Below are 12,121 nucleotides of genomic sequence, written 5' to 3' on the forward strand. Positions count from 1 at the left end.
ATATTTTATTGTATCAGCTTGTGAATTTATCGAAAAACTGGTCAGACCGGGACGGTCAGACCAGGTGCAGGCTTACATCACAATCTGCAATCCCCCGCTCACCTGCGCACCCAGGGATTTAATATGATCGTAAAAATCAGGATAGGACTTATTTACCGCCTGCGCTTCCTCAATGGTGGTGTCGCCTTCAGCCGCCAATGCGGCTACCGCACAAGCCATCGCAATGCGATGATCATGCCGGGAATGCACCGCCGCTCCTTTCAACCCTTGTCCGCCATGTACCTGCATGATATCTCCGTCCAGGTCGATCCTCAATCCCATTTTGCCAAACTCTTCCTGCAAGGTGACACCGCGATCACTTTCTTTATGCGCCAGCCTGCTAACCCCTTTTATCTTGGTGGTTCCTTTGCAATAGGCCGCCAGTGCCACTAAAGGAGGAAACAGGTCGGGACAGTCGGTAGCATCAAATTCAAAGGCCTGCATATCCGTTTTATGAAGTTTGATTCCTTTAGCTTCCATGGCAATGCCTGCGTTGGCACTCATCAATGCTTCTGTAATTTTTTTGTCTGCCTGGGTACTGGACATGCTCAGACCGCGAACAGTTATGTTGCCGGCAATAGCGCCAGCCACCAAAAGAAAGGCCCCTCCGCTCCAATCGCCTTCGACGGTGTAACGTGTATCGGTCTTTTCGCGCACTGCTTCCTGTTTATGAAAAACGAATTCCTCGTAATTTTTATTTTCGGGAACATTTAAACCAAACTGGTTCATAACGTCCAGCGTCAGGTCAATATAGGGTTTGCTTTTTAAGTTGTTTACTTTAATCGAAACCGTATCGCTTTCAAACGGAGCCACCGCATAAGCCAGCAGCAAGCCTGTTAAAAACTGGGAGCTCAGCGATCCGTCGATCGTGATATTGGCCGGCCTCAAAGGTCCCTGTATCACAAGGGGAAGCTTACCGTCGTTGGACTGGATCGTAACGCCAACCTGCGGTAATATTTCATCAAAAAAATCCATGGGCCTTGTAACCAGGCTTCCCTCGCCATTGATGGTGATCTTATTGCTGGTCAACGCCGCCAAAGGCGTAAACATGCGAATGCTTAATCCGCTTTCTCCACAATTGATGGCACCGCCCTGGTCTCCGTTCATATGAGACACGGACGAGGCCACAGAAAAGCCGGTACTATCTACTACCATATCTTCGCGTCCTTTTTCGATAACAGCGCCCAGAGCCTCAATAATACCCATTGCGGCTTTGTCATCATTACTATGTCCGGGATTATAAATAACGGATCTTTTAGCTGCCACCAGGGCCGCCGCGCAAGCGCGCTGCATGGAACTTTTGGAAGCTGCCGCGAGTATATTGCCTTCCAGTGTGGATGGTGAAACGGTTATTTTCATTACTGATTGAGGATTTTATATCTAAAAGAACCTGACACACTTAACAAACTGTGAGGTCCTTTTATACTTATAATTTATTAATGATCTTTTCTAGTTGCTTTAACGGAATGGGATGCACCACAGCTTTGCCTATTTTTTCGAGCAAGACAAAGTTCATCTCTTTTTGCACTCTTTTTTTGTCCATCGCCAACACCTCGAAAACTTTCTTTGCGTCAAACTCAATAGCAGTGGGCAATTGATACTTTTCAATCAGCGACTGCACCCGCTCTGAACTATCAAAGCCTTTTAACTGGCGCGATATGTCACAGGCGTATACCATGCCGATGGCAACGGCCTCGCCATGCATCAGGTTATATTGTGTCTCGATCGCATGCCCGATGGTATGTCCGAAATTGAGCAATCGCCTGTCTCCTTTTTCAAATTCATCTTTCTGCACCACTTTGGTTTTGATCAAAGCATTTCTCTTTACCAGGTCTGCGAGTAAGGCGGGAACCTTCTGGTAATCAGCTAAGGAATGCTGTTCCAGCTGCCTGAACAGCGGGGCATCTTTGATGGAAGCATGTTTGATGATCTCTGCAAAGCCGTTCTGCCATTCTTTTTGAGGCAAAGACTTCAGCAAAGAAAGATCATGCAGTAAAAAAGACGGCTGACGGATGATCCCAACCATGTTTTTGTATACGCCTACATCAATGCCGTTTTTTCCACCAATGGAAGCATCTACCAATCCAAGAATGGTAGTGGGCACAAACCCAAACCGGATACCGCGCATGTACACAGAAGCCACATACCCCGTAAGGTCTGTTACTACGCCCCCGCCAACGCCTACCAGTACAGATTTACGGTCTGCTTTGTTCTGGATCAGCTTTAAGATAATATCATCAACAGTGGATTGCCTTTTGTGCTCTTCCCCCGCAGGGATCACAATCGTGTTGAGACCTTTGAACTTTCCAGAATGAGCATCAAAAACGTTTTGATCGGTAAGCACGATCATGCTGCGTTTGTCAACGATCTTGCCCAACTGTTGAAGCGAGCTGTCAAAATAGAAATCGGTGGAAGCGTTAGAGAATTTTATGGTCTGCATCAGGATGATGAGATTTATTGGCGTTGATAACGTTATAATGAGATCTCACAGATTTTTAAAAACCTGTGAGATCTGTTTTTCCTGCATAACTACAAGGGAGGCGATCAACCAGACATGTAGGATCCGAGGATTACCCCAAAGGTTCCAACACATCGCCTCATCACAAAACCCTTCCCTCATCGCCGCGCCAGGATCTATTAAGCGTCCATCACTTTTTTCTGATGGTTGATGCTTTCGAGGTGAACAGCATCTAAGTATTTGTTCAGGAAGTCGCGGCTCAGGCCCAGCTTCTCACCACGGGCAGCTGTTTTCTCGATAATTTCCTGCCAGCGACCCGGCTGTAAAATCGTGATATTGTTGTCTTTTTTATATTGTCCGATCTGATCGGCAATTTTCATACGCTGACAAAGGATTTGCAGCATTTCGTCATCCAGGTGGTTGATCTGCTGGCGAAGTTTCTCCAGCGCCTGGTGATAATCCTGGTTGTCTACGTCTTCTTTTCTCCAGATGATCTCGTCCATCATTTCTTTCAGACGGGCGGGCGTTACCTGTTGTTTGGCATCGCTCCACGCATTGTCCGGATCGATATGGCTTTCGATCATTAACCCGTCGTAATCAAGGTCAATCGCTTTTTGGGCCACTTCCATCAGGGTATCGCGCTTGCCGCAAATGTGGGATGGATCGTTGAATATCGGTAATTCAGGATATTTTAGTTTCATCTCAATGGCCAGGTGCCACATGGGTGCATTGCGGTATTGGGTATTCCCGTAAGAAGAGAAACCGCGGTGTATCAGACCTAAATTCTTGATACCTGCGCGGGCAATCCTTTCTACGCCGCCGCTCCACAATTCCAGATCGGGGTTGATCGGGTTCTTTACCAGAACGGGTACATCTACACCTCTTAGAGCGTCGGCTACTTCCTGCACGCTGAAAGGGTTTACTGTGGTGCGCGCACCGATCCAAAGTACATCAACATCAAAAGTCAGAGCATCCTGCACCTGCTTAGCCGTTGCTACTTCAATAGCGGTAGGCAGGCCGGTAATTTGTTTGGCTTTTTGTAACCAGGGCAACCCTTTTGCGCCGATTCCTTCAAACATGCCCGGTTTGGTACGGGGCTTCCAGATGCCAGCGCGTAGCATGTCTACTTTACCGGTTGCTGCCAGTTGTTGCGCTGTTTCCAATACCTGTTCTTCAGTCTCTGCGCTGCATGGACCGCTGACAATGATTGGCCTTTTAGCCCATAATTCTTTGATTTTTTCTTTTGATGAAACCTGCTGAGTGCTCATGAGATATAATTATTGATGTTGTTGAATAACTGGTCTCACCCCAAACCTTCGCTGAAGGGAAGGTGCAAGACCCGCAAATTTAATTTTTATTTTATGATTCTGTTGATTTTATTGGCATCTGTTATCAGCGATTGTAAGTTTTCCTTATCGCTGTTGGCGATGTAATCTTTAAACCGGTTGAGCTGATCGATATGCTCTGTCAATACATCAAGTATATTGTCCTTGTTTTGCAGAAAGATCGGTACCCACATGGCCGGGTTACTTTTTGCGAGGCGCACCGTACTTTCAAAACCCGCTGATGCGATCTGGAAAATGGCGCTTTCTACCTTTTCTTTTTCCAATACCGTATTGGCGAGCGCAAAAGACGTGATATGCGAAATATGACTGACGTAGGCGACGTGCAGATCATGTGCTTTGGCATCCATATCAACGATCCGCATCCCGATCTTCCGGTACATTTTTTCTACCCACGCCACGGCGTCGGCATCACTGTCTTTGCGATTGCAAAGGATCACCGCCTTCCCCTCGAAGGCCCCACGCACAGCGGCTTTGGGGCCACTATATTCCGTACCCCACATGGGATGCGTGGCTACATAGCGTCCACGCCGGGGATGATGTTGCACTGCGGCAATAACGTCAGACTTGGTGGAACCCATATCGACCACGATCTGGCTGTCATTGATCAGGTCTAAAACCTGTGGTAACAAAGAAACCTGCACATTGACCGGCACCGTCATGACAATCACTTCGGCCTGTGCTACCGCTTGTTCCAGCGGCAATATTTCGTCCACCAGCTCATATTCCAGCGCCTGCTCCGCATGTTGGTTGCTGGCTTCCACACCGATCAGTCTGGAAGACAACTTCTTTTCGTGCAGCTGCAAGGCCATCGAACCGCCGATCAGGCCCACGCCTACAATGGCGATCTTCCTGCGCGCATTTCCCGGCCGCTCTGTATTCCGATTTTCTTTGATCAAGCTCATAACGATGATTGAACTGTTACGCAATTATTTTCCGAAGCTTTTCTGTATCCTGGCGATCGCATCGGTGAATCGCTCTACCGCACCGCAAAGGCTGATCCTGATATATTGTTCGCCCGCACTTCCAAAGATCCCGCCCGGCGTAATAAATACGTTCGCTTCGTATAACACTTTGTCGGCGATCTCATAGCAGTCTTTATATTGAGCCGGGATCCTGGCCCACACAAACATACCTACCTGGTTTTTTGCATAGCTGCATCCCAACAGGTCGAGAAGCTCGAATACCTTCTCGCGACGCCCGGCATAGACGCGGTTCACTTCATCGTGCCACTCTTTGCCCAGCGAAAGTGCCCTGGCAGCTGCAAGCTGCAGTGGTAAAAACATGCCACTGTCCATATTGCTTTTGAATCGCAACACTTCATTGATCCTGTCTGCTGCGCCACAAAGCACGCCCACACGCCATCCGGCCATATTGTGCGATTTGCTTAACGAGTTCAACTCGATCACTACCTCTCTGGCCCCCTCAACACTTAGCAAACTCGCAGGGTTATCGTTCAGGATGAAACTATAAGGGTTATCATGAACGATCAGTATATGATGCTTTTTTGCAAAAGCGATCAGCTCGCTAAACACTTCCTGATCGGCCTGCTGACCGGTAGGCATTTGCGGATAGTTGACAAACATCAGCTTAACACGGCTCAGGTCCTGCTGCCCGATCGCTTCAAAATCAGGCTGGTAGTGATTTTCCTCTTTTAATTCATAATTGATACAAACACCACCGGCGATGGTCACGTTGCTGCGGTAGGTGGGATAGCCCGGATTGGGCACCAGTACTGCATCTCCTTCATTCAGGTAGGTCATGCAGATATGCATGATCCCTTCTTTGCTCCCGATCAGCGGTAACACTTCTGTATCCGGGTTGAGCTGCACGCCATACCACTGCTGATACCAGTCGGCAAAGGCCTTCCGCAGGACAGGACTACCTTTGTAATTCTGGTATCCATGCACGTTAGGCTTTTGCGCCTCTTCAAATAATACTTTGACCACATCCGGATGGGGCGGCAGATCGGGACTTCCGATTCCGAGATTGATAATATTTTTTCCCTGCTTGTTGAGGTCATCGATCTCACGCAGCTTCTGAGAAAAATAATACTCTCCTACTCCCTGCAATCTTTTTGCTACTTCCATATGCCTTTATTATAAATACCGTAAATTTTGATCGCTTCTGTCAATGGCCGCAGTTTTTCTATCACCCGTTCGAACGTCTTGATGTTGTCGAACTCCAGATCCGCATGAAACTGATACTTGAACTCTGATCCGGGGATCGGGAAGCTTTGAAGTTTGGAAAGATTGACTTTGTGAATGGCCAACACGCCCAGCACTCTTGCCAGCGCCCCTTCTTTGTGAATTGTTTGAAAATTGATGGACGCCTTGTTTCCTGTCTGAACCTCCGGAATATCTTCAGGCCTTTTTAAAACGAGGAACCTGGTATAGTTTTTTTTCAGGGTCTGAATTTTGGGCGCCAGAACATCAAGGTCATAAATCTCTGCAGCCAGGCTGCTCGCGATGGCCGCTATGTGCTTGCTTTTGTACTGCGAGATATGTTTCGCGCTCAGCGCCGTGTCATCCGTTTCTACCAACTTCCATTTGTACTGATCCAGGAATTCATAACACTGCTGCAGCGCCATGGTATGCGAATGCACTTCCCTGATGTCTTCGAGGGTAACACCCCGGTTGACAAGCAGGTTCTGATGGATCTGCATGTAGACCTCGCCCACGATCTTGAGGTTGCTGCTTTGTATCAGGTTATAATTGGGAAGAATGCTGCCGGCGATAGAATTTTCTATGGCCATAATACATCCGTCCGTGCGGCTGCTGTCTTTGGCAGCGATCATTACGTCCTTAAACGTAGTGCAGCATTCGACGGTCACTTTCTTATCGAAAAAATGGTTAGCAGCCTGCTGGTGAAAACATCCTTCAAAACCCTGGATCGCCATATGATGAACGGCACCTCCGGACTTCCCCCAGGATGAGGCGTTGCCTGTTTCGGCGTGGGCGGCTTTACTGCCTCCCGATGTACTTCCTACCAGCTTTTGCTCCATATGTTTTCTTTTCCGATGCGCTGCTTGGACAGGCGCGTTATAAAAAAAATCCCGGCTTTCTTTGCCGGGATTTTTTTTATGTTGAGTATTTTAATTCGTTTTGTTTCATTTCAACTAAAGCATTCCCGGCTTCATTTTAAAAAAGAAGCTAAAATAGAAACCGGTAAAAAATCGTGTTGTTGCCACTGTATACTTTTAATTGCGGAGCAAATTTAACGGATTAATTGTAATAAACAAATATTTTTTAAGGGTGCACGCGGACAGATCCAAAATGGTAACATTCCGAGACGGACCGGTTATGCAATGAGAACCTCAGTTTCGTTTTTATTCAATAACGCGCGATTCGGTAGGGTTAAATGGTCCCGTCGTCATTGAGCGCCGCAGGCACGATCCATTCATATTAAGAAGCCTATCGAGCTTTAATCCGGTTCCAGGCTTTTAGGAAGTTATTCCACAACAAGCAGGACGCCCTTTCGTCAGATGCAGTTGCCCCGTGACAGGGTAACACCGGAAAAGCTTTTAAAAATACTGCATCGGCTTAGCTTAAATGACGGCCGCAACCTATCTTGCACACTGCTATGTATCATTTCAACTGGATAATCGTTTTCGTTATTGCCACAGGCATGATACTTAGCATTGCGCTAAAAAAACTGACTGTCACCGGAGCATTGGTTGGAGGCATTTTGGCTACCTGCATTTACGTGGGTGCCGGATTCTCCGGGATAGCCGCTATGGCAGCCTTCTTTATAGCAGGTGTGATCGCTACGGGCTGGCGATGGGAGGTCAAGGTTCGCGACAATCTTCACGAAGCGCAGAAGGGGCGGCGCAACGCAGCCCAGGTGTTTGCTAACGCGGGTATGGCGGCCGTTGCAGGCGTCACGACTTACGCCTTTCCGGATAATGACTTTGCAGCACCGGTTTTGATTGCCTCCTGTTTTGCGTCCGCAACAGCAGATACCGTTTCGTCTGAACTGGGAAATGTATACGGCAAGCGCTTTTATAATGTGCGAACCTTTCAAAGAGGTATCCACGGCGCAAACGGTGTGGTGAGCGCAGAAGGAACCTCGCTCGGACTTGCCGGGAGCAGCGTCATCGCCATTATTTACGCGCTTTTCTTTGGATGGACCACCGATTGCTGGATCATTATAATAGCCGGCACAATAGGCAATTTAATGGATTCGCTCATCGGCGCCACGCTGGAAGAAAATGGCTATCTGAGTAATAATGCGGTAAACTTTTTGAATACATTTGTTGCTGCTCTGGTGGCCCTGTTATTTACCATCTGAAATAAATCTTTATAAATACAGGTTGCCGCTTTGTTTATCAAATGAATTTTTGAGATCACTCATGACAAAGCAAGATCAAAAGACGAAGGCTGTATTATGGCTGCTGGGACTTTCCGGTGCGGGCAAGACCACGATTGCCCGGCATTTACAGCAGCTGTTGATCGAAAAGGGCCATTCGTGCCTGATCCTCGATGGCGACGAACTGCGGTCGGGCATCAATAAAGATCTTGGTTTCAGCGTTGCTGATCGTGCGGAGAACATCAGGCGAACCGCAGAGTTGGCGCGTATCGTAAGCGATAATGGAATCATTTGTGTCTGTTCATTGATCACTCCGCTAGAGGAATACAGGAATATGACCGCTGCAATTCTCGGCCAGCGTTACCATGAGATCTTCATTGACTGTCCCTTGCAGATCTGCGAGGAAAGGGATGCAAAGGGACTTTACGAAAAAGCGAGAACGGGGATATTAAAAGGCTTCACGGGCGTAAGCGCTTCTTTTGAACCACCTGCCACACCAACATTTACCGTGCTGAGCCATATAGATGATCCGGAAAACTGTGCCCTGAAAATTTATACGGCGTTGGCTGACCGGCTTTAGACGTTACTCAGTATACCGGACGTGCAAAGAAACCCGGGGTTCAGTAAACCCTGCTTCCCATAAAGAAATGGTGTACCATCCAGGTTTCGGACACTACCACCGGCACTCATCACTACTGCCTGACCGGCTGCTGTGTCCCACTCCATCGTCGGCCCGTGACGATAATAGATATCTGCCGCTCCTTCGGCTACCAGGCAAAGCTTCAATGAACTTCCGATGGAAATTACTTTTGCCACACCCAGCGTCGACAACAACTGTTCCTCGTGCTCATGTCGATGAGACCTGCTGCCGACAGCGATCCAATCAGCTGTACGCTCACTTACGCCGATTGGTGCTGCCGGCGTTTCATGCATTTTTTTAAAGCTTCCATAAGCCTTCGCTCCAAAATAAAACGTAGATAATGCCGGTGCATACACAACCCCGAGAATGGGCATGTTATCTTCCACCAAAGCTACATTGACAGTGAACTCACCATTTTTTTTGATGAACTCCTTGGTACCATCCAGCGGATCCACACACCAGAAGGTTGGAGCTTCCGCCGGATTGATCTGGTTCTTTTCTTCTTCAGACACAACAGGAATATGCGGGGCTATTTGTTGCAGACCGGCCACCAAAATATCGTGGGCGGCACTATCAGCAGCGGTCAGCGGTGAATAATCATCCTTGTAAGCAACCTCGATTGCTTCGCTATTGTAAATCTCCATAATGGCATCGCCGGCTTGCTTGACCAACGGCAGTAAATATTCCAGATATGGTATCATGTATATTGTTGTTTGATACGATTCAAAATAGACAGTTGCGGCTTTCTTTTCCCGATATCATGTTCATCGGCCTGCTGATAGAAGGCTTTCTTTAATGCTTCATTTTCCTTATCGTAAGCGCGGATCGCTTCGTCGCTAACCAGCGCCTGATGCTGGCGGCTGGTGTATAAGGGATATCCCAGCTGCAGCAGGACATCGCCAGCGATCAGCTCAAAAATTTCCAGATCATCGCCGGCGAATACTTTTTGAAAAGTGCCGGTGTTTTGCTTCATGATCGGCTTTTGCAGGTTATTCCACATCGCACCGGCTTCGGCAGTGACTGCGGCTTCCCGCGATTCATGAAAATGTAACATATCCGGCACGTAACGGATATTGAGAAAGGCACAGAGCTGCCTGATCGTTTCTTCCGGTCGGCTGATCAGTTGCTCATAGCTGAGGGCATAGAATCTTTCAGCCGGGATCTTCTTTGCCAGCTGAAGGCAAGCCTCCTGATCTTGCGTCCACTGTTGCGCGATCGGATAAATATGCTTCTCCCCTACAATAGCTTTTTTAAAGGAAGCGGCCACATCCCGCCCGTCCCTATAGAGATACAAATATTTCAAATTCTCATTACCCGCTTCCAGCGCGTCGGCATAGTGGACGTTGGCCATGCTTTTGCAACACCAGTAACGCGCGCCTGCGGCTTCGGCTACACGCTCATAAATGATCCTGTTTAACTCGATCAGATCGTGCTTGCGCAAACGGTCGGTAATATCCTGCTTATCTAACACTACACCACTCCAGGGCACAGGGTTGGCATTGATATAATCCACTACATCGCTGACCAGCCGGGTATAGTGTTCCTTCACGTCGAGGTTGCCATATAAATGCAATAGAGGCATAAAAGTGACCAGCACATGCGCCGGATGGGGAGATGCTACTTCCGTTGATTGGTCGAGCATCACCCTCAACAAGTTGGAACCTGATCTTTGGGTTCCGATCATCTGGATGCCGGATATAAGGCTCATGTAATTTTGAGTTGAGATCGTTTGAAAAAAGGCAGAACACTTGTACGCTCCCGCTTTTGCCCGGATGATTGATGCTCAGCAGGACGGCTACTTCTTAACAAAGAAGGCATCCCAGGTGCCGGGCGGTATGTATTCTGCACGGTAAGGCACAAAATAAGCATTCAATTCCCAAAGGATCTTTCCGCCGAGGTCGGTCACAAGAACGCTGCCGGTCTTGGCACTGCATTGTAACAGCCGGTCATTGGGCAGCAGGTAGGCACTTCCCATCCGGGACGTGTATTTTTCTTTGGGCAACATTGCCTGGATGGAAGGTGTGGCTGTCCAGTTGACCGTGTCGAGCTTAAACGACAAAGCGCCGGAACGATGCTTCCACAAGGAGTTGTCGAATATCATCAGTTCGCCGCGCGGATTGATCTGTACTGTATGTTGAAAGGAGAAATAATGGGCACTGTCCATTTTGAAGCTGCCATTCTTTCCCAGCTTCCACATGATGTTTCCCGTTGTTGCGTTGACCTTCCATACCTGGTCTTCGATAGCGACGGATACAAGATAATTGCCGTCGGTATCGAAATTCAACGAGTTGGCATGAAAGCGATCGTAGGCAAACTCTTTGATGAACGGATCTTTCAGTACATCCCAATGATCCCAGATATTCCATTCCCACACTTTTTGTCCCTTGTTATTGATCACGAGAATTCCTTCCCCGCCCAGGGTATCAATCCCGGAGCCGCCGATCTTTGACATATCAAAAGGGAGCTGGTTTCGTACGAGCGTTGCAATATTGCCGTTCTCGTCCATCCGCACATCATGGTGTATCACTTTATACTTCCCATTGAGCACGGTATCCATATTGATACGCCACAGCATTTTTCCGGAGAGGTCGATTTCGGCAATGGCAGTGCCGCCGGCAAAGCCGATAGCTCCCCGCCTGATCGATTCCTTCATCTTGTTCAAGCTATCCGCTTCTTCCTTGGGAGTATCGTCGATGATATCAGCAACGGGTGGACGCAACATCGCTAAAATAGTTCCCCTGGGCGTAAGTGTGGCGGCTCTTACGCCAATGTCATCGACCTGCCAATACCATCTTATTTTCCCTTCGCCATCAACCATGGTGATATACCCCGGCAACCGGGCGTTGCAAAGCATTACCAGGCCACCTGCCAATTCTTTTGCATTTTTATGATCTTCCTGCTTCACCCAGTTGCGTACCAACCAGGGAGATTGCTGGCGAGTCTGAAAACCCATGTCTTTAGAGGTCACTTTGATCAGCCGGTCTATAACGACCCTGAAATGATAGCGTGTTCCGGCTTCGAGCAATAATAACTTTACTGAATGTTGTTTCGCTGATCCGGAGCGGACGGTTCGGTATACTTCAGAAGAGCCGTCTTCCCAGTATTCTACCACAACCGGGGCAGCCTTATTTAACACCACTTCTACCACTTCTGCGTTGGCCGAATTATTCAAAGACGTCAGTTGGACACTTTCTATTTCGAATGCCTTATAGCTGTAAAGTACAGAGCCTGCTCCCGCGGCTATTAAGCAAAGTATAAGAATCCACCTTTTCTTCATGCGTTACGTTTTATTGCTGATCAATAAAGGTATTAATTATAAGATAGTTCAGACTA

Annotated in this window: 11 protein-coding genes; 2 read left to right on the top strand and 9 right to left on the bottom strand. The window is 48.0% G+C overall.

Features of this window, described 5'->3' with window-relative positions; translation table 11 throughout:
- Positions 1–72: 72 nt before the first annotated feature.
- The 6 genes from aroA to ACU37H_RS04830 all read right to left on the bottom strand — a co-directional run bounded on the left by aroA (position 73) and on the right by ACU37H_RS04830 (position 6,844).
- On the bottom strand, positions 73–1,398 hold the full coding sequence (aroA, locus tag ACU37H_RS04805) for a 3-phosphoshikimate 1-carboxyvinyltransferase (protein WP_472703226.1): 1,326 nt from the start codon (positions 1,396–1,398) through the stop codon (positions 73–75).
- 67 nt (positions 1,399–1,465) lie between these two features.
- Positions 1,466–2,479, bottom strand: coding sequence for a 3-dehydroquinate synthase (gene aroB, locus ACU37H_RS04810; RefSeq protein WP_472703227.1), 1,014 nt, complete (start codon positions 2,477–2,479; stop codon positions 1,466–1,468).
- A gap of 197 nt (positions 2,480–2,676) precedes the next feature.
- Complete coding sequence (locus ACU37H_RS04815; protein ID WP_472703228.1) at positions 2,677–3,765, bottom strand: chorismate mutase; 1,089 nt, start codon at positions 3,763–3,765, stop codon at positions 2,677–2,679.
- A gap of 86 nt (positions 3,766–3,851) precedes the next feature.
- Positions 3,852–4,745: a prephenate dehydrogenase gene (locus ACU37H_RS04820; protein ID WP_472703229.1), complete on the bottom strand. Its 894-nt coding sequence runs from the start codon at positions 4,743–4,745 to the stop codon at positions 3,852–3,854.
- Between the two features lie 24 nt (positions 4,746–4,769).
- Entirely contained in the window at positions 4,770–5,930 is a 1,161-nt protein-coding gene (locus tag ACU37H_RS04825) for a pyridoxal phosphate-dependent aminotransferase (RefSeq protein WP_472703230.1), read from the bottom strand.
- The gene (locus ACU37H_RS04830) at positions 5,921–6,844 is read right to left on the bottom strand and encodes a prephenate dehydratase (RefSeq protein WP_472703231.1); all 924 of its coding nucleotides are present in this window, start codon (positions 6,842–6,844) and stop codon (positions 5,921–5,923) included. Before ACU37H_RS04830 ends, ACU37H_RS04825 begins: the two co-directional genes overlap by 10 nt.
- 623 nt (positions 6,845–7,467) lie before the next feature.
- Between ACU37H_RS04830 and ACU37H_RS04835 the strand changes: the two genes are divergently transcribed.
- Entirely contained in the window at positions 7,468–8,130 is a 663-nt protein-coding gene (locus ACU37H_RS04835) for a DUF92 domain-containing protein (protein ID WP_472703232.1), read from the top strand.
- Positions 8,131–8,191: 61 nt separating this feature from the next.
- On the top strand, positions 8,192–8,728 hold the full coding sequence (gene cysC, locus ACU37H_RS04840; protein WP_472703233.1) for an adenylyl-sulfate kinase: 537 nt from the start codon (positions 8,192–8,194) through the stop codon (positions 8,726–8,728).
- Here cysC and cysQ read toward each other — a convergent pair.
- The 3 genes from cysQ to ACU37H_RS04855 all read right to left on the bottom strand — a co-directional run bounded on the left by cysQ (position 8,725) and on the right by ACU37H_RS04855 (position 12,065).
- On the bottom strand, positions 8,725–9,489 hold the full coding sequence (cysQ, locus tag ACU37H_RS04845; protein ID WP_472703234.1) for a 3'(2'),5'-bisphosphate nucleotidase CysQ: 765 nt from the start codon (positions 9,487–9,489) through the stop codon (positions 8,725–8,727). The genes cysC and cysQ overlap by 4 nt on opposite strands.
- Positions 9,486–10,496, bottom strand: a complete 1,011-nt coding sequence (locus ACU37H_RS04850; RefSeq protein ID WP_472703235.1) for a sulfotransferase family protein — start codon at positions 10,494–10,496, stop codon at positions 9,486–9,488. The genes cysQ and ACU37H_RS04850 overlap by 4 nt, the downstream gene beginning before the upstream one ends.
- Positions 10,497–10,583: 87 nt before the next feature.
- Positions 10,584–12,065 (bottom strand): aryl-sulfate sulfotransferase, encoded by a 1,482-nt coding sequence (locus ACU37H_RS04855; RefSeq protein ID WP_472703236.1) that lies wholly within the window; start codon positions 12,063–12,065, stop codon positions 10,584–10,586.
- Positions 12,066–12,121 lie beyond the last annotated feature (56 nt).

Source organism: Niabella sp. ZPM-14, assembly GCF_055693045.2.

Coding starts and splice junctions, on each gene's coding strand:
- ACU37H_RS04835 (WP_472703232.1), top strand. CDS start 7,468: ATGATACTTAGCATTGCGCTAAAAAAACTGACTGTCACCGGAGCATTG.
- ACU37H_RS04820 (WP_472703229.1), bottom strand. CDS start 4,745: ATGAGCTTGATCAAAGAAAATCGGAATACAGAGCGGCCGGGAAATGCG.
- aroB (WP_472703227.1), bottom strand. CDS start 2,479: ATGCAGACCATAAAATTCTCTAACGCTTCCACCGATTTCTATTTTGAC.
- cysC (WP_472703233.1), top strand. CDS start 8,192: ATGACAAAGCAAGATCAAAAGACGAAGGCTGTATTATGGCTGCTGGGA.
- aroA (WP_472703226.1), bottom strand. CDS start 1,398: ATGAAAATAACCGTTTCACCATCCACACTGGAAGGCAATATACTCGCG.
- ACU37H_RS04825 (WP_472703230.1), bottom strand. CDS start 5,930: ATGGAAGTAGCAAAAAGATTGCAGGGAGTAGGAGAGTATTATTTTTCT.
- ACU37H_RS04830 (WP_472703231.1), bottom strand. CDS start 6,844: ATGGAGCAAAAGCTGGTAGGAAGTACATCGGGAGGCAGTAAAGCCGCC.
- cysQ (WP_472703234.1), bottom strand. CDS start 9,489: ATGATACCATATCTGGAATATTTACTGCCGTTGGTCAAGCAAGCCGGC.
- ACU37H_RS04815 (WP_472703228.1), bottom strand. CDS start 3,765: ATGAGCACTCAGCAGGTTTCATCAAAAGAAAAAATCAAAGAATTATGG.
- ACU37H_RS04855 (WP_472703236.1), bottom strand. CDS start 12,065: ATGAAGAAAAGGTGGATTCTTATACTTTGCTTAATAGCCGCGGGAGCA.
- ACU37H_RS04850 (WP_472703235.1), bottom strand. CDS start 10,496: ATGAGCCTTATATCCGGCATCCAGATGATCGGAACCCAAAGATCAGGT.